Raw genomic sequence first — 24,375 nt, 5'->3', positions numbered from 1 at the left:
CCAGCCGCGTCACCCACGACATCCACATCCACCGCCTCGACCCCGAGAAGGAGATCAACACCGAGCTACAAAAAGCCGCTTAGGAAGCGACGTTGCCTGCCCGCCTGTCACGGCCGCGGCGGAGCCGAGGCCGGTTGCAGCTACGGAGAGCGCATGGCCGTACCGAAGTAGGTTGTGCCTGGTGACCTCATCGACGACATGCAGATCGAGTTCACGGATCGCGTCCAACCCGGCGACTTCGTGTCCGGCATCTCGATATTGCTCGATGACACGCTTCTTACTCACGGTCCGGCTTGCGGTGTCTCCCAGGGCCCAATGCCACGAAGCTTAAGTTGATCTTGATGTTGTGGGAGGGGTGCGGAGGAAAGCAAACTTGACTATGGGCGGACCTGCATGGCGGATGCCGGCGTCTGTCGCCCTCTTCACCCGATAGGAGTTGTGGCGCGCGCGTTTGACGACGCGTGGGTAACTGCGTTGGCGCCGTTTGGGGTTGCAGTTTCGGCGTGCGGCGAGCATCGCGAGGATCTCGGCTGTCACGGCGTCCCACCGCTCAGGGGGGAAAGGCCGCCGTCCCGGTGGCGGTGCGGCGGACGATGTTGAGGGTCCTCAGGAAGCTGATCCGGTCCGGGTCGATGCCGGCGCCGGTCGCGGCTTGGCAGATCAGGGAGTTGATCGCATAGTGGACCAGCAGGTAGGCCCAGATCTCCTGGTGGACCAGGTCTGGCCCCTTGGACCGCAAGACCTTCCCCGGCCCGCGTAGAACGCTCTTGAGCTGCCCGTTTGCGGTCTCCTCCTCCCATCTTTGGTGGTAGGCGCCGGCGAGTTCGGCGGCCGTCGCGGCGTCGGGGTCGGTGATGCTGGTGATCAGGCAGATCAGTTCCTTCCCGTCGCGGTCGGGGACGTCGTACTCCACGACCCGCACCACGTGGGCGGCAGCGGGGTCCGGCTTCGCCCCCGACCTTGTTTCCTCCAGCAGTTCCTCGCGCCGTCGGCCGCGGATCGCGGGGTCGATCACTGCTGACAAGTACGTGCCGTCCGACAGAACCTTCAGGATCGGCAGCAACAGCTGCGCGGGCGCCCGCCAGCACAGGGCGGCCCCGGTCTGCGCGGCGGCGCTGAACGCGGCGAAGCTGTAGAAGCCGCGATCGGCCAGCAGCAGCCAGTCGCTGGAGATCGAGGGCAGCAGTGAGGCAGCCATCGCCTTCTCGCTGCAGTTCCACGGGCCGACCTCGGCGTCCATGAACGCGTGGGAGCCGCACTCGACCACGGCCACGACCCGGGCCTTGGGGAAGGCCGAGCGGGACTGCTCGTTGCCCGCATAGCCGAACTCGGCCGCATTCTCGGCCGTGTCGGGCAGGTCCAGGTCAAAGCCGTCAATGGCCATCAGGCGCCACCGCCGCAGCCAGGCGCCCCGGGTCTCGTCGGTGGCCACCGGCTCGGCGACCCGGTAGAACGTCTCGCGGAGCACGTCGCGGCCCAGCCGCTTGCGCGCCTGGGTGATCCCCGAGGACGTCGGCGGCTCCCAGGCGGCGTCCCAGACGCCGAACTCCGACAGCGACCCGGTGACCTTCTGCGCGACCTCCTCGGCCCCGTCATCGGCAAAGAGACACAGAGCCATCGTCAGGTACGCGGTGACATGCGGAGGAAGCTTCCCGCCACGGCGTTGCCCAGCCACCCCACACACCGCAGCGGCCTCGTCGACCTTGAACCGCGGTACCGCAGCGACCAAGACCCCCAGCGACACCTGGTCCCGCCGCGCAACCGGCCCACCCGTTCCAACCGCCCCCTGAACCATGCGACAACCGTAGCCGTCCGCAAGAAACAGACTTCAACGACGCACGAGACCACCCGGCGACGAGCCGCCATGAAACCTTGATCAACTTAAGCTTTGTGGCATTGTCCCAGGGCCTTACCGAGCCCCTTTGCGGCTCCGCCGTAGGCTGCCGCCACTTTGTCGGCGCCAGGGGCGCTCTTCACCTTCTGGCCGAGCGCAGCGAGTCGGTCCCGGGCCGACTGCGGAAGAATTTGCCTCGCCTCCTTGCTGAGGGAAGCCGCTTTTCGCTTCTGAAGTTTGTCCCACTCCTGTTGTTCGTAAGAAGAGAGAGTCATGTCATCGCCCCCGGTATTCAGAGTGTTTGTCAGCATCCTGGCATGATCGCGGCCATGAGTCCGCCGCTGAACGAGGAATCCGTTGTGCTTCCCGCCGTGACCTCAGCCTGCTTCGTCCAGGCCTGCACCGGAGAAGGCCCCGGGGGCAGTCCGCGTTGGGAACGGCACTCACTTCGGCCTCGTCTTCGGTCGAGCGTCACCGACTCCCGGTAGGGGGCGTGCACCCTGCAAAGGATTCTTCGCCTTCTTCCCCCGCTGCGTCTTCTTCGAGGCCGCCGTCCTCTTCTTTTCCCCCGTCCTCTTCTTGTCCCCCGTCTCCTTGGCGCGCCGGCTCTTCCTCGGTTTCCGCGCCGGTGTGTCCGGCCGGTTGTCCAGCCAGCGGCGGGTGGTGGCCATCTCGGCCGCCAGCTCGGTGCGTTGCGGTTCGGGCAGCCTCGTCAGCGCTTCTTCTGCCCGCGCAATGAGTGCCGCGGCATTCCTGGGCATGGGGCCACGTCTCTGCCGTGCGCTACGCAGGGCGTGCCGAATCTCCGTGTCGCGGAGGAGGGGGACACCGACGAGCCCTTTCGACACCGACTTCGGCCGGGCCGTGGACTGTCGGACCGGGCCGCCCTGGACATGCACGATGGTCTGGTGCTGAGCGGGCTCCGCACCGTGCCGTGGGGCGAGCTGACCGTCCGCGGTGAGTGGCAACCGCGGCGGGGCCGTGCGGGACGGTACCCCGTACACGGCGAACACCCGGTCCGCCTCACGCTGGCACCACCGCTTGAGTACCGCCGCCGTCGCGGGAGTCCCGCAGCCGACAGCGGCGACCACGTTCCCCACGTAGGCCGGCGGGTCGCTCTCCCCGGTCCTGATCAGCGCCGACAGGAGCGGACTCCCCTCACCTCCGCCGGTCCGCTCCACGGTGACCAGCAGTCCGACGCGGTCCGGGACGGACAGTTCGAGCAGATCGCTTCCGGCGGTTCGGGCCAGTGCCTCCCAGGTGGGCCGGGTCCGGAACCTCGCGGCGCTCACCAGTGCCTCCCTCAGCGCGAGCACCTGCTCCTCTCGGGACCGGCTCACCGGCGCCGTCCCGCGTCCGGCTCCCGCCGCGGAGGCCGGGCTGGTACGCGAACGGCGGCGCGGCTCGACCCCCGGGACCGTGAGCCCTGCAGGGGTCATCGCGCAGGCGTCCAGGGGCACCCAGTCGGTGCTGTGCCGGGGGTCCTCCGCCCTGAGCCGGATACGCCGTACCGCACCGTGCGTTTCGAAGCGGAAGCGGAACAGGTATCCGTACTCGTCGTACAGCTCCTCCATGGTCTCGGGTTGGGCCGTGCCTGGCCCGAAAACCCAGTCCAGGGTGGTCGATTCACTGGAGAGCCGCCGGCGGGCCTGTTGCCACTCGGCGTGCGCGACCCTACTGAACTGAAAACGCACGTGCTGCTGTCTGGCGGTGCCGATCCTGAAGTCGACAGCGTCGCCCGGGCCGGATCCGAGGTTGCGTGCAGTGGCCCGTCCCTTCAGCCTGTTGCGTCCGGCCCAAGCGGCGAGGTCGTCCTTGATGAAGAGGTGGTCCGCGCTGGCCGCACCGGTGGCTGAACGGTGGCAGGATGTGTGCGGCCGGTGAGCGAAGTGGCAGACCTTGTCGCGGTACAGGCGGTCCGAGAGCTCATTCCCGCAACCACCGAGTTGGGTGCCGCACCAGTAAGTGTAGGCCGGGTGACGCCGGCGCCAGCGGCTCAGTTCGTCCGCGTCCGTCGGCAGTATGATCGCGCGTCCGGAGTTCCGACTCCCGATCACCGCCGTCTGCACGAGCCTGCCATCCGAACCGTTCACGAGTTCCCCCCGAGCCACGTGCGCCGATCTGCCGAGAGAACGGGCGGGCGACAGTTGATCGCCATCAGTATGTGATTCATGCACTGAGTTCACAAGGGGTGGAGGTTATTTCGAGCATTCGCAGCGCGGTCGCACCGTCGGTGGCATAGGGTGGCACACCCTGGCGCGGTGGGCGCGGCCATCAGCTCGGCGCCGCAGTCCCCGAGTTCGTAGCCGCACACCCGTACGCGCACGGAACCTCACAGGAGAGCCCGGGACTGCTCACCCAGCGGGCACGGGCAACGGCAACGGGGACAGCATCTTCTCCATGCGTTCAGTTCACGAGGGTCTACTGTTCTGACGGTCCGCGTCCGCCTGTTTTTCGTCCGCAGAATCGCAGCGGCGGGCAGGTGGCACAGGCGAGGAGGGGAGGGCCACTTCAGCCCAGACGGTCTTCGTGTACGCATCCCGCACCTCGCAGCCCCATCGTTCGGCGTACGCCGCGACGAGCAGCAGTCCACGCCCCGACGGCGCGTCGGGCGCCGCCGGTTCGGCCACCGGGTCGCGGGGCAAGCGCCCCGGGCGGGTGTCGGTCACCTCGACGCGGACGACGCCGTGCTCGGGCAGGAGGAGCAGCGTCAGGCGGAAGTCCCGTCCGGGGTTACGGCCGTGGGTGACGGCGTTGGCCCCCAGTTCGGCCGTGACGAGGGCGACGGCCTGGGACGTATCGGAGTCGTACGGGATTCCCCAGGCCGCGAGCTGCTGTCCGGCGAGGCGGCGGGCGAGACGGGCCCCGCGTGCGGTGCTGCTGAGGCGGATGGTGAGGTGGGGGGCGTCGGTGGACGGTTCCACCCTGATGTTGGTCGACTTCACGGAGTTACCGTCCCGTCACGCAGGCGGCCCGGCGAGGTCGGACCTCCGTACCCGGTCACGCGGTACGGCCGCTGTACGGGTACGTACGGCAGGTGTACGGGTCCCTGTGCGTGGCCGGAACGCCGGGTCGGTCGTTATCGGTCACGACGGAACGCTGCGCGGGACGAGGGGGCGCGATGGGCAGGACCACCCAGCGGGAATGCGGGACCACCGGTCGGCGCGGACCGGACAAGGAACGTCCGGCGGCCTGGAGCGCCTACGGCAAGCTCGTCCGCCTCTTCCGTGAACGCGCCGGCCTCACCCAGCAGGCCCTCGCCGAGGCGATCGACTACTCGCTGGAGCAGGTCGCCTCCGTCGAACAGGGGCGGAGACCGGCGAAGGCGGCCTTCACGGAGGCCGCGGAGCGGGTGCTGGAAGCGGGCGGGGCGCTGCGGGTGCTCCAGGAGGACGTGGATCGGGCGAAGTTGCCCTTGTTCTTCCAGGATTTCGCCTCGTTGGAGGCCGAGGCGGTCAGTCGCTTCTCTTACGACCCGATGCTGGTGCCGGGGCTGTTGCAGACGGAGGCGTACGCCCGTGCTCTTCTCGAAGCGCACTTCCCGCCCCTCGAAGAGGAGGCCATCGAGCAGCACCTCACCGCCCGGCTCGCCCGGCAGTCCCTGTTGACGCGCAAGAACCCGTGTGTCGTGTTCTCGTTCATCCTCGAAGAGGGCGCTCTCCACCGGACGGTGGGCGGCAGAGCGGTCCTGGAGGAACAACTCGCGCACCTGCGGGACCGCACCCGCATGCGGAACGTGGAGATCCAGGTGATGCCGACCCAACGGGCCGCGCACAGCGGGGTCAACGGCCAGTTCGTCCTGCTGGAGACCGTCGAACGGCGGCAGTTCGTCTCCATCGAGGCTCAGGGGGTCGTGAACATCCGCTCGGACCGAAACGAGGTCAGTGAGTTCTGTCTCCAGTATGGAATGCTGCGCTCACAGGCCCTCAACACCGAGGAGTCTGCCAGGTTCATCGAGCGCTTGGCAGGAGAGCTATGAGCATCGACCAGCACATTGAGCAGCCCGGCGCCCTCGCGTGGTTCAAGAGCAGCTACAGCGGAACCAACGGCGGGGACTGCGTCGAGGTGGCCGCCGGCGCGGGTGCCGTGTACGTACGGGACTCCAAGGCCGCGGCGGACGGTCCCGTGCTGCGGGTCGGCCGGGACGGGTGGGCCGCGTTCGTGGCACTCATGGGCCTGTAAACGCCCTCGGAACTCCTGAGCATGGCGACGGGCTCGACCGCCTCAGCCGAGGTGACGTGGACGAGCCCGCTGCCGATCGACAGGGCGCGATCTTGCGGTTTCGGTCAGCGCGGCTCCGTCGGGCGGGCGCCTCGCAGGAACTGTGTCACCGCGGTGTCCACGAGTCCTTCGAGCCGTCCCGGCTCGATCATGCCGCTGTTGAGCATGGACGTGACCCCCAGGACGGTGGCGTAGATGACGAGTCCGATGTCCTCCGGGTCGCCCTCCTCCAACTCGCCGCGCGCCTGGCCTTCTTCGATCAGGTCGCTGATCTGCCCGAACGCGGCTGCGGCGGCCTCGGCGACCGCGGTCGCCCCTGGGCGGTGCTTGCTGGAGTTCATCAGCCCGGTCAGGGCGGCATTCTCGGTCGCGAACCGGACGTAGGTCGACGCGAACGCATGCAGGCGAGCGGGCAGGTCGTCCTCGTCGTCGATCTCGTCCACCGCGGCCCGCAGCTTCGCGCCCAGGCGGACGAAGCCCGACTCGGCGAGGGCGTCCAGCAGCGCGCGGCGGTCCGCGAAGTGTCGGCGGGGCGCCGCGTGACTCACGCCGATGTCCCGTGCCAAGTCCCGCAGGGAGAGTTGCTCGACCCCGTGCGCCCTCAGGCTGCGCTCCGCCGCGTCGAGTAGCTCCGTGCGGAGATTCCCGTGGTGGTAGGGCCGCTGCTCGGTGGTGTCAGGCATGGGGCCAGCCTACTCAGCGCAATGTTTACATTGACAACAATGTTGCCAATGACTACTCTCGCGGCATGTCCAGATTCCCTCCCGCCGACCTGGAAGCCCTCCCTCGGTTTCCGCGTCGAGAGGTTCCTCATCGGGCTCGTCGCCCACAGCGCTGAGGAGGGCACCCTGCCCACGCTGTACGCCGCCACCGCGGACCTTCCCGGCGACAGCCATGTCGGCCCCGACCGGCTGTGGGGCATGCGCGGTGCGCAGACGGGCCGCCCGAGCGCATGACGGCACGGCGGCACGGCGGCTGTGAAAGGTGCCGGAGGAACTGACCGGCACGCGCTTCCCCCTTGGTGCACCCGCGCCCCCTGCCTCGTGAAAGGACCCGCAGCTGTGATTCGTCCACGGAAAGATCCGCGGAAGAACCCTCGTGAGTTGGACGAACTCGTCGTCGTCTCCGGCGCCTCGTCGGGCATCGGGGCCGCGACGTTGCAGGCCCTCGCCGCAATGGGCTACCACGTCCTCGCCGGGGTGCGCACCGAAAGCGAGGCCGACGCCGTCCGGGCCGACGGCATCGAACCGGTCACCTTGGATATCACCGTCCCGGAACACATCGAGGCTCTGGCCCGGCGGATCGCCGACGACCCTGAGCGGCGCGTCCTGCGTGTCCTGGTCAACAACGCGGGGATCGAGATCAACGCCCCCGTCGAGGTGCTCCCTCTCACCTTGTGGCGCGAGCAGTTCGAGGTGAACCTCTTCGGGCACATCGCCGTCATCCAGGCGCTCCTGCCCTTCCTGCGGCGGAGCCGGGGCAGAATCGTCAACATCAGCTCCGTGGGCGGAGTGGCCGCGCTGCCCGTCTTCGGGGCGTACGCGGGAACCAAGTTCGCCCTCGAAGCGGCCAGCGACTCCCTGCGCCGCGAGGTCTCGGCGCACGGCGTGCAGGTGGTCGTCGTCCAGCCCGGCGGCGTCCGGACCGAGATGGCCGCCCGCAGCGGTGACATCTCCCTCGAACTCGCCGCCGGGATGAGCGCCGAGCACCAGCGTCTCTACAGCGGCCTCATCAACACGACGGTGTCGTCGAACACAGCCTTCCTCGAACGCGCCGTACCGGCGGCGAAGGCAGGGGCCAAGATCGCCAGGGTGGCGACCACGCCCCGCCCGCGCGCCCGGTACACCCTCGGCACGGACGCCGCCTTCATCATCCCCCTCGCCCGTTTCCTGCCGGCCCGGCTGATGGACGGCATCCTCGCGATGAGCCACCGGTCCCGAAAGCCGAAAACCGCGCCCACGCCCGCACCCGGGTCCACAGGAAGTCCTTCTTGACCACGCTCGCGGACCGCATCGAACTGATCGAGCTGATGGGCCGCTACGCCGACATCGCCGACCTCAAGGACTTTCCTGGCACCATGACGTGAGAGGAGTCGACCACACAGCGCGACCAGTCGGGCCGCGCTGGGCGTTCAGTTCTGCCAACAGGAGCCCGTGGAGGTGTTGCCAGACGCCGGCCTCCTTCCAGTCCTGCAGCCAGGTCTCGCCGGTGCGGAGCCAGAGGGTGCCGTCGCGGCCCTGGCCGCAGCGTCCGACGACCCGGCCGGGTACGTGGAGAACCGGCAGATGGTCCCCTTCCTGGGGGACCGGACCGCGCACGCGGTGCTCGACCTGATGGGCGGGGATGTCAACGACGAACTGCTCACGGTGCACGACACGGTTCCGTCCGTCACCGGTTCCCCTGCCAGGCCCTTCGCCCAGTGGGCCGCGGAGAACGTCGCCGCGTTCCGCTGACGGCCCCGGCGGGACAGCTTCTCCGCAGCGGGGCGTGGGCGTCAGGGCTTCCGACGGTGCATGGGTGCCCGGTTCAGTATCTCGATGTACATGATCCGGCCGTACACGACGTCGAGTATCAACATGCCCTTCGAAGGAGAGAGCGGTACGCACCGGTGGCCCTCGCCGTACGGCGTGCCCTTCGGGTGCGCCGCTGTGTGGATGCTCTGGCAGAAGTCGTCGCCGCAGTCGCACATGGCGACCAGAGGGACATCCCGCACGCAGATGGCCAGCTCACGCTCTCCCTCGTCTTCCAAGAGGGTGGCCAGCTCGGCGACAAGGTCGGGGAAGACGTCGCGGACGAGGGGATGCTCCTGCTCCATGCGGGGAGGGTAGCCGGAGCGGCGATCGGACGGTTCGGCCAGGGATGTGGAGCAGATGCCGAACACAACGGCACGTCCCCTGTCGACACGTGCTCTCACCCGGGAGTCCGTGAGGGCCCGGCAGCTCCTCGCCGCGGGCGGGTGGCGTCTGTCCCCGGCGGACACCGGGGCGGTGAGGGCTGTCCTCGCCCGCCTCACCGCCCCGCTCCCGGCCCGGCGGGGCACAGCGGCACGGACCAGGGCGACGGACCGGGACAGACGGCTTCAACGCATACTCCGGACCACCGTCCACCACCTCGACGCCGGTACCGTCAGCCCGGCTGCCGCCGCCCTCCTGGCCGCCGTCGCCCGCGCCCTGCTGCCCTGGCACGCGGCCCCGAACCCGCCCCGAGCGGCAGCGGCGCCGAGGTACGGCATCACGCCGGGGACGACGGAACGCGCGGCACCGCCGACCGAAGTGGGCGAAGCCCTGCTCCCCGGCCTGACCGCGCTGTTCACCGCCCTCGCCGCGACGGGCGTGCCCGGCGCCGTCCCGCTCACACCGCCGGCCGAGCCTTGGCAGGCCCGTCACGCGGGCAGGTTCCGTCACTACAGCAGACCCGCGCCGGATGTATGGGCGGCCGAAACCGTCGGCTGCCCCGAGTGCGGGGGCAAGGACGGCCCCTGGACAGTGACCTGCGACTGGCACCGGGCCACGTTGGGCTGCCCTTGCGGGGCGGTGGTGCGTGAGCACGGCCTCGCCTTCTCCGAGATCTGGCTCGTGCTGCCGGAGACCTGACCGGTTCTCCGGGCAATCAGGGCGGCCGACCGTCTGCCGCGTCACAAACCGTGGGTCAGCAGCTGGTCGATCCAGCTCGTCACCCGGTGCTTCACCGCGTGCCGGCGGTTGCAGTACCGGCGCCACCGGCGCTGCTGCAACGGGCGGTCGCACCACTTGCACATCTGGCTCACGGCCCCCATCCCATCATGACGCGACCGGAGTGCGACCAGGGACGAGGCCCGTTCCGGACGACGGTCATGTCAGCACCGAACCGTCCACGATTCCGCCGTGTTACGCGGGAACCGACCCTCGCTGCACGGGGCCGTACGGGACTCGGTACGGGTGTTGTACGGGTCCGGAGCCGTATCCAGGCCGTCGCGACGTGCGTTGAGCAAGGTCTCGGCGGTCCGGTTGGGCACCGCCGCGGGTACGGGTGGGCGGGGTGCGGTGCGGGACGGAAGGGCGTGAGGCATGAGCACGGTGCGGGAGACGCGGGGCGGTCGGGCGGCGAAGGTGAAGGAGGAGGGCGGGGGTGACCTGCCGGGGGCGTGGGCGGCGTACGGGAGGCTGCTCCAACATCTACGGAAGCGGGCCGGGTTGAACCAGCAGCAGCTCGGGGAGGCCATCGACTATTCGATGGAGCAGGTCGCCTCGGTCGAGCAGGGGCGGCGGCCGGCGAAGGCGACGTTCACACGGGCGGCGGACCGGGTGCTGGAGGCGGGCGGGGTTCTGGAGGTGCTCCAGGACGAGGTGGACCGGGCTAAACTCCCGCGCTTCTTCCGTAACTTCGCGGTCATCGAGGCGGAGGTGGTGAGCCGCTTCTCGTACGATCCGCTGTTGGTGCCGGGGCTGTTGCAGACGGAGGGGTACGCGCGGGCGGTGTTCGCTGGACATTGCCCGCCGCTGAGCGAGGAGATCATCGACCAGCACACGGAGGCTCGGTTGAGTCGGCAGAAGCTGCTGACGAGGGTGCCGCTGGCGGAGCTGTCGTTCATCGTGAGTGAGGAGGCGTTGCGGAACCCGGTGGGCGATGCGGAGGTCATGCGCCAGCAGTGGCAACGGCTGCTGGAGGTCGGCACGTTGCGCAACGTCGAGGTGCAGGTCATGCCTGCCGCTCCGGGGTTCCATTCCGGACTGAACGGCCCGTTCGTGGTGCTGGAGACCAGCGAGCACCATCACCTCGGGTACATCGAGTCCCAAGAGGTCGGGTGCGTCGTCCGTGATCCGGCGGAGGTCAGCGCCTTCGGGTTGCGGTATGGCAAGCTGCGATCGCAGGCCCTGAACGGCGTGGAGTCTGCGCGGCTCATCGAACGGCTGGTGGGAGAGACGTGAGCATGAAGCAGGTGACCGAGAACATGGACGGGCTGCACTGGGTCAAGAGCAGCTACAGCGGATCGGGCGGCGGCGACTGCGTAGAGGTGGCTGCCGGCCTCGACACCGTGTACGTACGGGACTCCAAGGCCGCGGACGACGGGCCGATGCTGCGGGTCGGCCGGGACGAGTGGGCAGCGTTCGTCGCACTCACGGCGGGATAGCGCCGACCAGTACCTCCGAGCGGAACAACGGGCTGGTTCGCGTCACTTGAGGTGACGGGAACCAGCCCGTTGTCATGGCACCGGCTCAGAAGAGGGCACCCTCGGTGCCCTCACCGAAATCCGACCCACCTCGCGCAGCCAGCTGCTCCTTGCGCTTCCGGACGGCCTCGGGGGAGGGCGGGGGCAGGTCGGGGTGCTTCTCCCTGGCCTTCTTCTCCGTCACTCCCTTGTGCAGACCGAGATGCACCTCGTCGGCGTACGCCTGGTGATTCAACTGGCGTAGACGGTCAATGATCTCGGTCCGGGCCAGCAGACCGATAGTATAGCGAGGGCCCTGGTCGGTCTCGTGAAAGCCGTGGTCCAAGGACACGATCTGGTGAGTGGGGTCGGCGGGCGGCGTCGTACCGGAATTATCCAGGAGATCATGCCACCCATAAGCCTCAACAGTCGCCTTGTCGATCTCCTCATGAATATGGCGGAGTTCGATGATTTCAGGGTCCTGACAGTCCGGACTGTGAAGCAAATTATATGTGGAAGTAAGCCCCATTTTGCGCGCAGTCATGACGGTGCGGCGATAGCTGTCAAGGCGCTCCCCCGCAGCCCGCAAGCGATCGCTGAACATCGGGCGGACAAGGGTTTGAAACACCTCTGTAGGAGTATACCGGAGGTCCCCCTTCATGGTTGAGCTACGATCCAACGCCCACCAATAGTGCGGAGCACTCGATAGAATTGCCAAAAGTTCCGGATGGTCAGACGGAAAAACGACTAGCTGATCACTGAAGATCTGATCTGCAGGAACCAAAACCGGCATTACCACTTTACTGACACGCGTCAGAACGATACAGTTCGCCATGCCTCGAATCGCGTCATAAAGGTTTCTCGCTCTACCGGCATACTGCCACCAACGCGATTTCCTAACCTCAACGGTACTGACTTCCCGCTCTGGACGAACCAGATCGTTAACCCGTCTATAAGCTGCACTATATTCACGCGCCCGACTTTCCGGCCAATCACGGAAGTTGATTACCCACCGGGAACATGCATGGTTTGGATCACTATTAACATCTAGGCCATTCAGATAGGGGAATACGATCTCAGAGTATCTAGCCTCTTCAGCAATCCATTCTCTCGCCTCTTCTTCGGTGACCATGAAACCCTTACCGAGAAGAAACGATCCGACGAACGCGTCACCCGAACTGGAAGCCAGCGGCTCCGCCCAGGAAGTGACTCGCGTAGCTGGATTCAACGCCGTAGAGATGCCACCCGAAACCCGCATCGCCCGAATAAAATAGGCAGCTTCGACACCTAGCACCGCCTTACTCATCCAGACTGCGCAATATTCCAGCACCGCAGATTCGGATGGCCACGGAGAGCTTTTAATAGCGCGCCGAATTGCCACACCTGAAGAAACCAACTGATCCAGTCCGACCGTACGCGAGTCACCCTGAGCAAGGGTATTTGTAGCAACAATCCCTACCTGACCCTGAGCATGCAATAGTCCATTAGAGCGCAAAAGGAAATAGGCGACCAAATCGGCAGTCCCACGAACCCCTCGTACACCATTGGCGAGATACTCTACAAGGAGGTCCCGATACGACTCACCGAGGGCTGGCAATAGCTTCAACCCGCCAAGGAACGGCGGATTCCCCACAATCGCATCGAATCCGCCCCTACGCGAGAAAACTTCGGGAAACACTAGGGGCCAATGCACCGGCCGTCGCTTCAGCGCCCCGTCCGGCAGCTCGGCTGCCAGCCACGCCTCCGCCGTCGCCCGTGCCTCGCGCACCACATCCGAGTCGTCCTCGACCCCGTCCGCCACAATCTGCTGCACGACCCACGCAGCCCGCGGGAACAGATCCCGAACCCGCTCGCCCCCGTCTTTCTCGTACCAAGGCACCCGCCCCGAAGCACAAGTAGCCAGCGCCGCCCCCGCGATCAGGTCGCCCACCAGCCGCAGCCGCCGCGAGTGCCGGTTGACCTCCTCCAGGCGCTCCCGCTTCTTCTGAAGCGCCGGCAGGTCGACGCCCTTGATGGCAGTGATCGCCAACCGCTCGCGTGTCAACTGGTCCACCAACTCCCGTGCCTGCTCGGCCAGGACGTCGGTCTGCCCCTGCGGCTTCATGTGGACGGACTGGAGCTGCTCCATGCTGTGCACGCCCAGCAGCGAGTCCCCGCACACCAACCTGTCGTCCAGGAACGTGAAGGGCCGCTCCGGGTCCATCGACACCAGCCACAGCGACAGCTTGGCCATCTCCACGGCCATGGGGTTGATGTCCACGCCGTACAGGCAGTGCTCGATGATCTGGCGGCGGGCCTCGACCACCACCGGGTCCTGTTCCGCGTCGGCCGCCGTCACGGCGTCCACGGCACGCCCTGCCCGGTAGACCATGGCGTCCGTGCGGCCCTCGTTCTCCCATGCCTCAATGAGGCGGTCGCCCAGATAACGGCACGCCGCCACCAGGAACGCCGCCGAGCCCATCGCGATGTCCGCGACCTTCAGGTCCAGGATCTGGTCCGCCGACTTCAGGCGCCACTCCCCCGTGTCCGCCGTCTGGAGCGGACCCGGCTCGTACACCAGGGGCTCCAGCGCGTGCAGGACGACCTCCTCCGCGAGGAAGCGGGGCGTGTAGTGCGTGCCCGTGTTCTTCCGCAGGGAGGACTCGGTGACGTACAGCGCGCCGTTCGGGATGACCGTCGGCAGGCCGCGCAGGTCGTCGCGGAGGATGCCGACGAAGGGGAGCAGGCGCTCCGTAAGGGCCGCGTCCTTCGTCACCGCGTTCAGGCGGCGACGGGCCTCCGCCGACTCCTCCGCCCCCAGCGGGGCGAGCTTCTTCTCCAACTGACCCGCCGTCGCCGGGGGCTTGGGGTCCTTCCACTTCTCGTGGATCGACCTCGCCAGCGTCTTCGGCGAGCCGCCCGCCTTCGCCGCCAGGGACTCCAGCTCCCGCAGCGGGACCTCGTGTTCCAGGCCCTCCGGGCCGATCAGGCCCACCATGTGCTCGGTCGCCCGGCGCCCGTCGAAGGACAGCAGGCCCTCGTACACGTAGCCGATCTGCTCGACGTCCAGCGCGCGGAAGCTGAGCGTGCGGACCTCGCGGTCCTTGCCCTTGCCGACGCGGACCTCCTGCACGGCCTGGAGCATGTGCAGGACCGTGCGGTCGTCGATGGGGAGGAGCGGGGTGGTGCGCTCCAGCCACGGGTACTTGTCCGGGTCGAAGATTGAGCCGTCGTACGCGGGCAGGCGGAAGCCGGAGCCCGGGTGGTCCACTCCCCCGTGCACAGCGTGGAAGAGGGCGATCAGACGGTGCCAGGCCGACGTCGTGTGTTCGAGGGACGTCTCGCCCTCCTCGTCCGCCCGTGCCTTCAGCTCGTCGCGCAGGAAGCGGGCCGAGTACGAGCGCGCGTACACCTCGTTGTCGGCGGGGAGCAGGCCACGCTCCTCGGCGAAGAGGAGGAAGACGACGCGCATCATCACCGCGACCGCGCCGCGGTAGATCTCGCCCGCCGGCACCCCCGACGCGTGCAGCCCTGCCGCACCGTTCTCGACGGCGCGCACGTCCGCGCGCCCGATCGCGTCGACGAGGAGTTCCACGGCCTGACGGACCTGGACGCCGAGCGCCTCGGTGACGTCCTCGCCCGCCGCGAGGCTGGCCTTGAGCAGCCCCACCAACGTCTCGGGCTCGTCGTACTCGAAGAAGCGGCGGCGGCTCAGCAGCGAGGCGAACGCGCGGACGACGTTGCGTTCCGCCGCCTCGTTCCAGCCGATGGAGTCGAAGACGGCGGTGGTCGTCACGCCGCCGAGCGGGGCCCAGACCAGGCACCACCAGCGGCCGTCGGTGACCAGGCCCAGCGGGATGCCGTGGTGGCGCAGGAGGCGGGCCAGGCGGTCGGCCGGAGCCGCCGCCCAGTCGCCGCCACCGCCCGCCCGCGCGGTGGGCGCGGTGCCGGCCGGGACGGTGACGCCGAGGAGCCGTACGCGCTTGGCGGCGGACTCCACGTCCGGCTCGGCGGCGAGGTCGGCGCCCGGTTCCACCAGCGCGAAGTCCGGGCGGACCTCGGTGTTGTGCTCGGCGACGCGCAGGGTGAGGCGGTCCAGGCCGTGGTGCTCGGACTCGCCCTCGCGGAAGGTGAGGGCGTCGTCCCAGCCGAGCAGGCGGCGCAGGACGTACGCCACCCAGGCGTCGCGTCCGGCGACGGTGTCGGTCTGCCAGTCGGCGTGGTGGGCGCGCAGGCGGGCCCGCTCGTCCTTCTCCAGGGCGTCGAGCTGGGGCCAGGCGCGCAGCAGGACGGGCATCGTGAGGAAGGGGCCGGAGACCTCGGTGAGGTCCAGCCACTCCTGGTGCTGCCGGCGGCCGTCGGCGGCCTGGGCCTTGGCGGCGGCTACTCCACGGCTCATGGGGCGGCGGGGGCTCATCGGCGGGCTTCCTTTGCGGGGACGACGAAGACGACGGCGGCGGGGAAGAGGTGCGAGCGGGGCTCGCGGTAGCGGGCGGCGATGGCGGCCAGCTCGCGCTCGCGCTCGGCGGGGAGGCCTTCCAGGCGGTGCTGCCAGCGCTGGCGGTCCTCCTCGAACTGGCGGCGCTCGTGGCCGGTCAGTTCGTGGGTGGACAGGAGGGCGAGCTGTTCGCCCTCGCCGTCGCCCTCCTCCTTGAGCTTCGTGCGCAGGGTGTTCTCGAAGCGGTCGAGGGTGGCCGTGATGCGGCGCTCCTCCTCGGTCCGGCGGTCGGCGAGGCGGCTCTCCAACTGGCGGCCGAGTTCGGCGGCGCGGGCCTCCAGGGAGCGGTAGAGGGGGTCGCGGAGCTTGGGCCAGGCCTCCGTGAGTTCCCTGCGCAGGTGCGGGGCGGCCTCGGTGCCCTGGGTGAGGGCCTGGGACAGGACCCGGCCCTGCTCCCCCACCGACTCCCAGCGGCGGAAGCGTCCGGTGTCGCCGAACCAGCCGCCCGCGTACAGGACTTCCTCGTGCAGACGGGTGCCGTCCGTACCGACGAGGACGTAGCGCGCGTACGCGGAGACGAGGGTCGTGGTGACGGCCGGGTCGTCGGTGACGACGGCGGTGACGCGGTTCAGGCCGACCGTGTCGGCGTTCCAGACGGCGGCCGTGAGCAGGCGCGTGGAGAGGGCGACGAGCGGGTGCTTAAGGTGGGCGAGGACCACGTCGTCCCTGCCCTGCGCGGCGACCTGTGGGGAGAAGGTGAGCGGGCGCTGCTCGCCCTCGCGGAGCTTGTGGGCGAGACCGCGGGTCGCCCGCTCCCAACTGCCGGAGAGGGGCTGTACGTCGAAGAGGTCGCCCGGTTCGAAGTCCTCGGCGCGGACCATGGACGGCAGGAGCGGCGGCTGGTGGTCGAGGGCCAGGGCGGTGTCGACGACGCGCTTGACGTTGACCGGCGTCAGGCCCAGGGTGCCGACGGTGTCCTCGTACTGGTCGGCGAGCCGCTTGGTCTGCGCCGTGACGTTCTGCTCGGGGGCGACGTCGCCGCCCGTGCGGCGGCCCTTGATGGGCTTGGGCTTGGCGTTCTCGATGTCGACGGGGCCGGTGTCGCCGGTCATGCGGCGCTGTACGGCGTCGGCGAGGACGGCGTTGACGGAGCCGAGGTCGTGCTCCATGCGCGCGACCTTCTTGGCGACGCGGGAGAGGAACTCCAGGTCGGCCTCGTAGGAGCCGGCCTGGGCCTGCTGCCAGCCGGAGCCGATGAAGTGGGCGATCTCCGGGTCCTTCTTCTGGCCCCAGCGGTCGACGCGGCCGATGCGCTGTTCGAGCTTGTTGGGGTTGAAGGGGATGTCGTAGTTGATCAGGCGGTGGCAGTGGTTCTGGAGGTCGATGCCCTCGCCGGCGGCATCGGTGGCGAGGAGGATGCGCACCTTGCCCTCGGGGCGGGACGGCTCGGTCTGGAAGCCGAGGCGGATGCGCTCGCGCTCCTCGGCGGACAGGCCGCCGTGCAGGCGCTCGACGCGGCCGCCGTCGGTGAGTTCCTCCGCCTGGAGGAGGTCGTGGAGCCACTCCTGGGTGTCGCGGTACTCGGTGAAGACGACGACCCGTTCGTTGGTCCAGTGCTTGCCGTCGGAGGTCCGGCAGATGGCCTTGATCTCGCGGATCAGGGCCTCCGCCTTGGAGTCGGGGGCGGCCTCGTGGGTGAGGGCCCAGCGCTCCATCTCCTGGAGCAGGTCGAGTTCCTGGCCGTCCTCCGCCGGGGTGAGGGAGGTGGAGCGGGTCAGGGCGTCGTCCTCGGCGTCGACCAGGCCGGTGTCGTCGAGGTCGGCGACCAGGTCGGCGAACTCCTCCAGCCACTCGGGGACTTCGGCGGCGGCGACGCGTCCGCGTGCGGGGCCGCCGGTGTCGTCCAGGTGGGAGAGGTAGACCTGGACGGTGTGCAGGAAGGCGGCCGGGGAGGAGAACAGGCGCTTCTTCAGCAGCAGGGTCACCAGGTCGGCGGCGCGGCGGCCGCCCCGGGCCTTCGGGGTGAGCTTCTTGCGGCGCAGTTCGGCGAACGAGCCGAGCAGCTCGTGGATCGCGCGCTCCTGCTGCGTGTAGTCGACGGAGAGTTCGCGCGTGACGCGGGTGCGGAAGCGGGGCGTGCCGTCGGCGTGGGTGACCGTCGACTTCAGGCGGCGTACGACGGTGTCCTTCAGCGCCTCCTTGTCGGGGTCGACGCCGCGCGCGAAACGCTGGTCGTCGATGAGTTCGAGGAGGGCCGTGTACGACTCGGGGTAGCCGTTGTGCGGGGTGGCGGAGAGGAAGAGGCGGTGCTCGAAGTGCGGGACGAGGCGCCGGATCAGCTTGGTCTGCTGGGAGTCGACCGCGTACACCTGCTTGGGCGCGGCGGGGGCGACGTGGTGGGCCTCGTCGAGGACGAGGAGGTCGAAGAAGCGCTTGTGCTCGCCGTCGGGGCTCTCCTCGGGGGCGCCGATGACCTCGTCGAGGAGGCGCTGGGCCTTCTGGCCGCGCAGCCAGGGCAGGGAGACGATGGTGAGCGGGTGGACGCGGAACGGATTTGCCGCTGTGCCGTGGGTGCGGCGCAGGCGGGCGCAGTGCTCGGAGTCGACGATGGTGAACTCCAGGCCGAACTTCTCGGCCATCTCGTCGCGCCACTTGAGGGTGAGGCCGGCCGGGCAGACGACCATGGTGCGGCGGGCCCGGCCGCGCAGCAGTAGTTCCTGGACGACGAGTCCGGCCTCGATGGTCTTGCCGAGGCCGACGTCGTCGGCGAGGAGGAGGTTGACGCGGGGCGCGCCGACGGCGCGGGAGACCGGCTCCAGCTGGTACGGCTCGACGGCGACGCCGGAGCGGAACGGGGCCTGGAGGGTCTTGGCGTCGGCGGAGGCGACGGCGGACCAGCGGACGGCGTCGAGGAACGCGGCGAGGCGGTTCGGGGAGTCGTAGGCGCCGGTGGAGGCGTCGGGGAGGGAGCCGGCGGGCAGGACGCGGCGGCCGGGCTCGACCTCCCAGATGACGGAGAGGGTGTCGCCGAAGCGGCCGTCGGCGACGGACTGGATGTGGACGAGGGTGGCGGGCCTGCGCTCGGCGTGGCCGTCGGAGGTGTCGGGGGCCGGGGAGGGCTCGACGCGGGCGACCACCCAGGACTGGCCGCGCACCTCGACGAGGTTGCCCTCCTCGGGGAGCTGTTCGGCCCCCGTCCGCTCGGTGTCGCGCTGAGCTGCTGACGTCATGGGCGCTGTTCCCCTCGGGTGTCTCCTGCGGCCGTCCGTAGACAGTTTCCTGTCTCCCCTCCGGGCGGCGCGGTCGCAGCGTAACACGCTGCATTGACTGTGAACATAGATTACGAAAGTACGGGTGCTCGGCCGGTCACGCGATGCGGGCGAGCCGGTCCAGCAGGGTGCGGGCGCGTCCGTGCCGAGGGTCGGGGGCGGAGAGGATCCGGTCCTCGTCGTCGGCCAGTCGCCTCAGCAGTTCCCGCGCCGCGTGGCGCTCGCCCGTGCGGGCCAGCAGGACGGCGATCTCGTACCGGGTGTCCAGCACGCCGGGGTCCTCCGGGCCGAGGAGGCTGCGCTGCTCGGCGAGGACCGACTTCAGTTCGTCCAGTGCCTCACGGGTGCGGCCGAGGCCGCCCACGCACAAGGCGTGCCCGGCGCGGGCGGCGAGGACGTCGGCCCGGGCGAGGGCGGGGGCGGCCAACAGGTCGTCGTACTCCTCCAGGGCGCGGGCGGGCCGGCCCGACCGGCGGACACGGTCGATCTCGGCCAGCCGGGGGTGCGGGATCACCGGCTTCGGCGAGCGCGCCGGGGCGGGCGCCCAGGCGGCCGCCCGTGCGGCCACCTCGGTCGCGGAGGCGGGCCGGTCCTCGGGCCTCTTCTCCAGGAGCGCCTCCACCAGTTCCCGCAGTCCGGCCGGGACGCCGGGACGGCGCTCGTCGAGCGGCGGTACGGGGTCGTGCGCGTGCCGGTGGTAGAGCAGGAACTGACTGCCGGCCGCGAAGGGCGGGGCGCCGGTCAGCAGCTCGTAGAGGACGCAGCCCAGGGAGTAGAGGTCACTGGCGGGCACCGTCTCCCCCACGGCCTGCTCCGGGGCCATGTACATCACCGTGCCGGGTGTGGCGTTGGCCGCGGTGAAGCGGGTCTCGCCGGGCTGCGGGTCGAGGGCCGCGGCGACGCCGAAGTCGAGGACCTTGAGCTCGCCGTCGGGGGTGAGCATCAGGTTCGACGGTTTGAGGTCGCGGTGCACGACGTTGTGGGCGTGGGCGTGGGCGAGCACCTCGGCCGTGCGCCGGGTGAGGTCCGCGGCGTGCTCGGCGGGCAGCGGGCCGTCGCTCTTGAGGACGGCGTCGAGTGCCCGGCCGGGGACGAGGTCCATGACGAGGTAGAGCTCCCCCTCGTGGCTGCCGTGGTCGTGGACGGCGGGGATACCCGGGTGGCGCAGGCGGCTGGTGAGGCTGGCCTCGCGGAGGAAGCGCCGCTCCAGGGACGTGAACTCCGCGCCCGCCGCGCGTGGCGCGAGGAGCTTGACGGCGACCTCGGCGCCGCGGTCGGGGTCGTAGGCCGCCCACACGACCCCCATGCCGCCCCGGCCCAGCTCGCGGGTGAGCTCGTACCGTCCAAGGCTTCGCCGCATCGCGCTCGTCCCCAGTCCCGGCGCCCGAGGCGCCCCTTCACTCCTCATGTGTCCGGGCGAGGTGACGCGCCCGGCCGACACGGTCAGTTTCTCACCGTTCACACGGGGCTCGGTCCCTGCGGGACCACGAAGGGGCGGCGGGGATCCTCCGGCGCGAAGGGCCGGGCGGCGAGTCCGGGGCGGGGAGCCGGCAGGTACGGGCTGAGCGCCGCGTACACCTCGGCCGCGGAGGAGGGACGGTCGTCCGGATGCTTGGCGAGCAGAGCGGTGACCAGCTCCCGCAGGCCGTGCGGGACGTCGGCTTCCGCGTCCGTGATCTCCGGCGGCGGTGAGCTCAGATGATGCGAGGCCAGCAGCGCGGGCTGGTCCGTGGCGAAGGGTGTCTCACCCGTGAGCATGTGGTGGAGCAGGCAGCCCACCGCGTAGAGGTCGCTGCGGCCGTCGAGCCTGCCCTGCCCGGAGAGCAGTTCGGGCGAGGCACACACGATGTTGCCGATGCTCTCGCCCGTCATGGTCAGGCGCGGGTCGGTGTCACTCAGGACCTTCACCAGCCCGAAGTCCAGGATCTTCACCACGCCGTCCCGGCGGACCATGATGTTCTGCGTCTTGAGGTCACGGTGGACGAGCCCGGCCGCGTGGGCGGCCGACAGGCCGGCACAGACCTGGGCCGCGACGGCGGCGGCCGTGGGCACGTCGAACCGGCCGTCGTCCTGCTGGTCGAAGAGGAACTCCAGGGTGGTGCCCTCGATCAGTTCCATGACCAGGCAGCAGGTGCCGTCCGTGATCGACGCGTCGAAGACGGTGGTCGTGTTGGGGTGGTGGAGGCGTGCCGCGGCCTTCGCCTCCCGCTGGAAGCGTTTCAGCGCCTCGTCCCGGCTCCCGGGGACGGCGAGCAGGTCCGCGGCGACGGTCTTGACCGCCACAGGGCGCTCCAGGCGCAGGTCACGCCCCTGCCACACCTGCCCCATCTGGCCACGGCCGAGGACCGATGTGAGCCGGTAGCGGTCCAGGAGCACCGTTCCCGGCATGAATGCCAGCATTTCTCTGTCCTCCACACTTCCTGCACGGCCATTCCGGACATGTGCACTGTGAACAAAGTCAATGAGCGTAGTAGCCTCTCATGAAGAGCGACCCGCAGACCCGTCCACCGCCGGCCCGCACACCCCAGCGCCCCAGCACCTCGGAGACTGTCGATGAGTGCAACCGAGTCCGTACCCGTCAGCCTCGCCGAGATCGCCCGGATCGCGGGAGTGGGGCGGGCCGCGGTGAGCAACTGGCGGCGGCGCCATGACTCCTTCCCGTCGCGCATCGGCGGCACGGATGTCAGCCCGCAGTTCTCCCTGGCGGAGGTCGAGCTCTGGCTGCGGGACAACGGCAAGCTCGACTCCGTCGGAGGGCGCGAGCTGTTGTGGCCCCGCTTCGAGGCACTGGGCAGCCGGGACGAGTCGGGGCTGGCGATCGCCGAGGCGGCTCACCGCATGCGGTCGCCCCGTGCCCGCACCGCACACCACGACCTCACCCCGGAGGCGGAGAAACTGGCGGTCGAGGCAGCGCAGTTGGGGCGGGCCGAGGGGGCGCGCGAGACGTTCGAGTTCCTGCTCCAGCGGTGGCTGGAGACCCATGTGCGTCAGTTGAGTACGACGCCCTGGCCTCTCGCCGCCCTGATGGCGCGGATCGCGCTCAGTGTCCGTATCGGGGAGCGCGACGCACCGCTCACCGTTCTCGATCCGGCCTGCGGTACTGGTCATTTGGCGGCTGCGGCGGTGCTGGAGGCCGCAGGCCACGGCCCTTTGTCGGTGCTGGCGTGCGAACGGGACCCCGCCCTCTCCGCGTTGGCGTCCGTGCGGCTCGCGTTTCTCACGGACGAGCACGACGCCCGTACGGAGATCGTCACGGCGGATTCTCTGCGCGACGATCCGTTCCGTGGCGTACGGACGGACGTCGTCCTGTCCAATCCGCCGTTCAACGAACGTGACTGGGGCTACGAGGAACTGGCCACCGACCAGCGCTGGACCCATGGTCTTCCGCCGCGGACCGAGCCGGAACTGGCCTGGGTGCAGCACCTGCTGGCCCATCTCAAGCCCGGCGGTGCCGCGGTTGTCGTCCTGCCGCCGGCGGTCGCCTCACGTAAAGCGGGACGGCGTATCCGAGGGTCCTTGCTGCGTACCGGTGCACTTCGTGCCGTGGTGGCCCTGCCTCCCGGCAGCGCGCAACCGCATTCCGTCTCACTGCAACTGTGGGTCCTCCGAGCCGCTCCCGACGGTCCGGGCGCGGTACCGCCCGGCCAGGAGGCGCTACTCGTCGACGCGACGCGCTTCTCCAGGAGCGGTACGCGTGACTCCGGCCCCGACTGGGAACCGCTCCAGGCGTTCGTCCTCTCCGCACTGGAATGCCTCGACCGTCCCGACGTGGATCTCCCGGACGGCGCCGTCCGTGTACCCCTCATCGAGCTCCTGGACGACGAGGTCGATGTGACCCCCGGGCGTTACGCGTCCGTGTCCGCCGAACCGTCCGGTCCTGAACTGGCGGCGGCCTGGAAGGAGGTCGGGACGACACTCACCGACCTGGCCGATCGGGCCCAGCGGCTTTCCGAGCTGAAGTTCGAGATCGGCAGGGCGCCGACGACCGTCAGTGTGGGAGACCTCGTCAAGGCCGGGGCGCTGTCGTTGCGCTCCGGGCAGCAACCGCCGGAGAACGGCACGCGGGCGGCGGGGCGCGGCTCCGTACCCTTGCTCACCGTCTCGGATCTGCTGGCGGACGGCACTCCCGGTGGGTTCGTCGCCGAAGACTGCGCGCCCGTGGTCGTCGAGGAGGGCGACGTCGTGGTCGCCGGAGTCGTGCGGGCGTACCGGGCGTGGGTGCACGACGGGCCGCCGACGGCCCTGGGAGCCCAGCTCCACGCCCTGCGGGTGGATCCGGCGAAGCTGGACGCCCACTTCCTGGCCGGCTGTCTGCGGGCGCCTTCCAACGGGCGTCAGGCGGGAACTCACGCGTCCAGTTCGTCGCGGGTCGACATCCGGCGGCTGCACGTGCTCCAGCTGCCGCTGGAGCAACAAGCGGTCTATGCGGAGGTGTTCCGGAGTCTGTGGATCTTCGAGGCGCGGCTGACCGATGCCGGGAAGACGGGAAGGGCGTTGGTGAGCGGAGTGGCCGACCTGCTCGCGGTCGGCGGACTCGACGTCTGACACTGCTCGTCGACGCGGCGTCATCTTCGCTGTTGATCGCCGCGTGATCGTGTCCGTGGGCGACACGGGCATCGGCGTTCGTGTCCCAACTGCTCGCGGCTGGCGGGCTCGACGAGATCCGACCGCGCCTCGCATCGGTGACGGCTCGTCAAGAGGAGTCGCTCTTGGGGTAGATGGTGCCTACCGGCGTACGCAGTACCTACACTCGCGATCATGCATACTCCAGACGCACTGTCAGAGGCCCCGGCCGGCGACACCGCCGAGCCGTCGCTCTTCTCCACCATGTCCACCATGCGGGCCATGCGGCGCCTGCGGCCCGACCCGGTGCCGGACGAACTCCTGGACCGGCTGATACAGGCGGCCGTCTGGGGCCCCAGCGGCGGCAACATGCAGCGGTACGAGTACGTCGTGGTCACCGACCCCGCGGTGATGGCCGAGCTCGCGCCGCTGTGGAAGCGATGCGTGGACGCCTATCTGGCCACGACCGGTAAGTACGCGCCTGCCGGGATGGACGAGGCGGCGTACGCGCGCATGGTCGCCGCCATCGAGTACCAGCGGGACCACTTCGCTCAGACGCCGGCGCTGATCATCCCCTGCTACCAGTTCCCTGAGCCGAGGATCGAGGAGGAGGGACTGCAGCGGTACGCTGAGGCTCTCGGGCCCGACGCGACGGCGCGTATGGGGCGGATCCAGGAGCGCTTCGCCGCCCTCGCGGAGGGCTCCTGCGTCTACCCGGGTGTGCAGAACCTGCTGCTCGCCGCGCGCGGCCTGGGTCTGGCGGCCAATATCACCCTCTGGCACGTGTTCCTGGAGGAGGAGTGGAAGGCGGTCCTCGGCATTCCCGAGGAGATGAACACGTTCGCGGCCATTCCGGTGGGCTGGCCGCGCGGCAGGTTCGGTCCGGTGAGCCGCCGCCCGGTGGCGGAGGTCGTGCACCGGAACCGCTGGTAGGTCACGGCAG

Annotated in this window: 20 protein-coding genes; 10 read left to right on the top strand and 10 right to left on the bottom strand. The window is 69.5% G+C overall.

The annotated features are described in order from the left end of the window. Nucleotides 1-550 precede the first annotated feature (550 nt). The 3 genes from ACIF9R_RS30030 to ACIF9R_RS30020 all read right to left on the bottom strand — a co-directional run bounded on the left by ACIF9R_RS30030 (nucleotide 551) and on the right by ACIF9R_RS30020 (nucleotide 4,764). Nucleotides 551-1,795 carry an IS4 family transposase gene (locus tag ACIF9R_RS30030; RefSeq protein WP_399985527.1) on the bottom strand — a complete coding sequence of 415 codons (1,245 nt, stop codon included), beginning with the start codon at nucleotides 1,793-1,795 and terminating at the stop codon, nucleotides 551-553. Nucleotides 1,796-2,277: 482 nt separating this feature from the next. Then, nucleotides 2,278-3,927: a hypothetical protein gene (locus tag ACIF9R_RS30025; protein ID WP_399985526.1), complete on the bottom strand. Its 1,650-nt coding sequence runs from the start codon at nucleotides 3,925-3,927 to the stop codon at nucleotides 2,278-2,280. Nucleotides 3,928-4,245: 318 nt separating this feature from the next. Next, nucleotides 4,246-4,764: an ATP-binding protein gene (locus tag ACIF9R_RS30020; protein ID WP_399985535.1), complete on the bottom strand. Its 519-nt coding sequence runs from the start codon at nucleotides 4,762-4,764 to the stop codon at nucleotides 4,246-4,248. Between the two features lie 191 nt (nucleotides 4,765-4,955). Between ACIF9R_RS30020 and ACIF9R_RS30015 the strand changes: the two genes are divergently transcribed. Together ACIF9R_RS30015 and ACIF9R_RS30010 are read left to right on the top strand one after the other, a co-directional pair. Continuing rightward, nucleotides 4,956-5,813: a Scr1 family TA system antitoxin-like transcriptional regulator gene (locus tag ACIF9R_RS30015; protein ID WP_399985525.1), complete on the top strand. Its 858-nt coding sequence runs from the start codon at nucleotides 4,956-4,958 to the stop codon at nucleotides 5,811-5,813. After that, nucleotides 5,810-6,016, top strand: a complete 207-nt coding sequence (locus tag ACIF9R_RS30010) for a DUF397 domain-containing protein (protein WP_398367316.1) — start codon at nucleotides 5,810-5,812, stop codon at nucleotides 6,014-6,016. The genes ACIF9R_RS30015 and ACIF9R_RS30010 overlap by 4 nt, the downstream gene beginning before the upstream one ends. Nucleotides 6,017-6,120: 104 nt before the next feature. On the opposite strand, the gene ACIF9R_RS30005 is transcribed toward ACIF9R_RS30010, so the two are convergent. Further along, nucleotides 6,121-6,738 carry a TetR/AcrR family transcriptional regulator gene (locus tag ACIF9R_RS30005; RefSeq protein ID WP_399985524.1) on the bottom strand — a complete coding sequence of 206 codons (618 nt, stop codon included), beginning with the start codon at nucleotides 6,736-6,738 and terminating at the stop codon, nucleotides 6,121-6,123. A gap of 48 nt (nucleotides 6,739-6,786) precedes the next feature. Here ACIF9R_RS30005 and ACIF9R_RS30000 point away from each other — a divergent pair, with 48 nt between their 5' ends. The 3 genes from ACIF9R_RS30000 (at nucleotide 6,787) to ACIF9R_RS29990 (ending at nucleotide 8,508) form a co-directional block, all read left to right on the top strand. Continuing rightward, nucleotides 6,787-7,011: a hypothetical protein gene (locus ACIF9R_RS30000; protein ID WP_399985523.1), complete on the top strand. Its 225-nt coding sequence runs from the start codon at nucleotides 6,787-6,789 to the stop codon at nucleotides 7,009-7,011. Between the two features lie 147 nt (nucleotides 7,012-7,158). Further along, nucleotides 7,159-8,049 carry an SDR family NAD(P)-dependent oxidoreductase gene (locus tag ACIF9R_RS29995; protein ID WP_399985522.1) on the top strand — a complete coding sequence of 297 codons (891 nt, stop codon included), beginning with the start codon at nucleotides 7,159-7,161 and terminating at the stop codon, nucleotides 8,047-8,049. Nucleotides 8,050-8,208: 159 nt separating this feature from the next. Continuing rightward, a complete protein-coding gene (locus ACIF9R_RS29990; protein WP_399985521.1) occupies nucleotides 8,209-8,508 on the top strand; it encodes a hypothetical protein in 300 nt (99 codons plus the stop codon). Between the two features lie 41 nt (nucleotides 8,509-8,549). Here ACIF9R_RS29990 and ACIF9R_RS29985 read toward each other — a convergent pair whose 3' ends face one another. Continuing rightward, on the bottom strand, nucleotides 8,550-8,870 hold the full coding sequence (locus ACIF9R_RS29985) for a hypothetical protein (protein ID WP_399985520.1): 321 nt from the start codon (nucleotides 8,868-8,870) through the stop codon (nucleotides 8,550-8,552). Between the two features lie 55 nt (nucleotides 8,871-8,925). On the opposite strand from ACIF9R_RS29985, the gene ACIF9R_RS29980 reads away from it, so the two are divergent. After that, nucleotides 8,926-9,648, top strand: coding sequence for a hypothetical protein (locus ACIF9R_RS29980; protein ID WP_399985519.1), 723 nt, complete (start codon nucleotides 8,926-8,928; stop codon nucleotides 9,646-9,648). Between the two features lie 41 nt (nucleotides 9,649-9,689). Here ACIF9R_RS29980 and ACIF9R_RS29975 read toward each other — a convergent pair whose 3' ends face one another. Then, entirely contained in the window at nucleotides 9,690-9,821 is a 132-nt protein-coding gene (locus tag ACIF9R_RS29975) for a hypothetical protein (protein ID WP_399985518.1), read from the bottom strand. 280 nt (nucleotides 9,822-10,101) lie between these two features. Between ACIF9R_RS29975 and ACIF9R_RS29970 the strand changes: the two genes are divergently transcribed. Continuing rightward, nucleotides 10,102-10,962 (top strand): helix-turn-helix domain-containing protein, encoded by an 861-nt coding sequence (locus ACIF9R_RS29970; RefSeq protein ID WP_399985517.1) that lies wholly within the window; start codon nucleotides 10,102-10,104, stop codon nucleotides 10,960-10,962. 2 nt (nucleotides 10,963-10,964) lie between these two features. After that, nucleotides 10,965-11,165, top strand: coding sequence for a DUF397 domain-containing protein (locus tag ACIF9R_RS29965; protein ID WP_399985516.1), 201 nt, complete (start codon nucleotides 10,965-10,967; stop codon nucleotides 11,163-11,165). 85 nt (nucleotides 11,166-11,250) lie between these two features. Here the strand turns inward: ACIF9R_RS29965 and ACIF9R_RS29960 are convergent, their stop codons facing one another. From ACIF9R_RS29960 to ACIF9R_RS29945, 4 genes are all read right to left on the bottom strand, one after another. Then, on the bottom strand, nucleotides 11,251-15,579 hold the full coding sequence (locus ACIF9R_RS29960; protein WP_399985515.1) for an Eco57I restriction-modification methylase domain-containing protein: 4,329 nt from the start codon (nucleotides 15,577-15,579) through the stop codon (nucleotides 11,251-11,253). After that, complete coding sequence (gene drmD / locus ACIF9R_RS29955; protein ID WP_399985514.1) at nucleotides 15,576-18,830, bottom strand: DISARM system SNF2-like helicase DrmD; 3,255 nt, start codon at nucleotides 18,828-18,830, stop codon at nucleotides 15,576-15,578. Before drmD ends, ACIF9R_RS29960 begins: the two co-directional genes overlap by 4 nt. Nucleotides 18,831-18,966: 136 nt before the next feature. Further along, nucleotides 18,967-20,229 carry a protein kinase gene (locus tag ACIF9R_RS29950; RefSeq protein ID WP_399985513.1) on the bottom strand — a complete coding sequence of 421 codons (1,263 nt, stop codon included), beginning with the start codon at nucleotides 20,227-20,229 and terminating at the stop codon, nucleotides 18,967-18,969. Nucleotides 20,230-20,327: 98 nt separating this feature from the next. Then, the gene (locus ACIF9R_RS29945) at nucleotides 20,328-21,269 is read right to left on the bottom strand and encodes a serine/threonine-protein kinase (RefSeq protein WP_399985512.1); all 942 of its coding nucleotides are present in this window, start codon (nucleotides 21,267-21,269) and stop codon (nucleotides 20,328-20,330) included. 153 nt (nucleotides 21,270-21,422) lie between these two features. Between ACIF9R_RS29945 and ACIF9R_RS29940 the strand changes: the two genes are divergently transcribed. Both ACIF9R_RS29940 and ACIF9R_RS29935 read left to right on the top strand, forming a co-directional pair. Further along, nucleotides 21,423-23,414, top strand: a complete 1,992-nt coding sequence (locus tag ACIF9R_RS29940; RefSeq protein WP_399985511.1) for an N-6 DNA methylase — start codon at nucleotides 21,423-21,425, stop codon at nucleotides 23,412-23,414. A 213-nt stretch (nucleotides 23,415-23,627) separates the two neighbouring features. Continuing rightward, nucleotides 23,628-24,365 carry a nitroreductase family protein gene (locus ACIF9R_RS29935; protein WP_399985510.1) on the top strand — a complete coding sequence of 246 codons (738 nt, stop codon included), beginning with the start codon at nucleotides 23,628-23,630 and terminating at the stop codon, nucleotides 24,363-24,365. Nucleotides 24,366-24,375 lie beyond the last annotated feature (10 nt).

Source organism: Streptomyces sp. NPDC086080 (genome assembly GCF_044540255.1).
Classification (GTDB): domain Bacteria; phylum Actinomycetota; class Actinomycetes; order Streptomycetales; family Streptomycetaceae; genus Streptomyces.
Note: the sequence above shows the minus strand (reverse complement) of the source record. Positions and strands in the feature narration are given on the sequence as shown.

Coding starts and splice junctions, on each gene's coding strand:
- ACIF9R_RS30030 (WP_399985527.1), bottom strand. CDS start 1,795: ATGGTTCAGGGGGCGGTTGGAACGGGTGGGCCGGTTGCGCGGCGGGAC.
- ACIF9R_RS30015 (WP_399985525.1), top strand. CDS start 4,956: ATGGGCAGGACCACCCAGCGGGAATGCGGGACCACCGGTCGGCGCGGA.
- ACIF9R_RS30010 (WP_398367316.1), top strand. CDS start 5,810: ATGAGCATCGACCAGCACATTGAGCAGCCCGGCGCCCTCGCGTGGTTC.
- ACIF9R_RS30005 (WP_399985524.1), bottom strand. CDS start 6,738: ATGCCTGACACCACCGAGCAGCGGCCCTACCACCACGGGAATCTCCGC.
- ACIF9R_RS30000 (WP_399985523.1), top strand. CDS start 6,787: ATGACTACTCTCGCGGCATGTCCAGATTCCCTCCCGCCGACCTGGAAG.
- ACIF9R_RS29985 (WP_399985520.1), bottom strand. CDS start 8,870: ATGGAGCAGGAGCATCCCCTCGTCCGCGACGTCTTCCCCGACCTTGTC.
- ACIF9R_RS29980 (WP_399985519.1), top strand. CDS start 8,926: ATGCCGAACACAACGGCACGTCCCCTGTCGACACGTGCTCTCACCCGG.
- ACIF9R_RS29970 (WP_399985517.1), top strand. CDS start 10,102: ATGAGCACGGTGCGGGAGACGCGGGGCGGTCGGGCGGCGAAGGTGAAG.
- ACIF9R_RS29965 (WP_399985516.1), top strand. CDS start 10,965: ATGAAGCAGGTGACCGAGAACATGGACGGGCTGCACTGGGTCAAGAGC.
- ACIF9R_RS29960 (WP_399985515.1), bottom strand. CDS start 15,579: ATGAGCCCCCGCCGCCCCATGAGCCGTGGAGTAGCCGCCGCCAAGGCC.
- drmD (WP_399985514.1), bottom strand. CDS start 18,830: ATGACGTCAGCAGCTCAGCGCGACACCGAGCGGACGGGGGCCGAACAG.
- ACIF9R_RS29950 (WP_399985513.1), bottom strand. CDS start 20,229: ATGCGGCGAAGCCTTGGACGGTACGAGCTCACCCGCGAGCTGGGCCGG.
- ACIF9R_RS29945 (WP_399985512.1), bottom strand. CDS start 21,269: ATGCTGGCATTCATGCCGGGAACGGTGCTCCTGGACCGCTACCGGCTC.
- ACIF9R_RS29940 (WP_399985511.1), top strand. CDS start 21,423: ATGAGTGCAACCGAGTCCGTACCCGTCAGCCTCGCCGAGATCGCCCGG.
- ACIF9R_RS29935 (WP_399985510.1), top strand. CDS start 23,628: ATGCATACTCCAGACGCACTGTCAGAGGCCCCGGCCGGCGACACCGCC.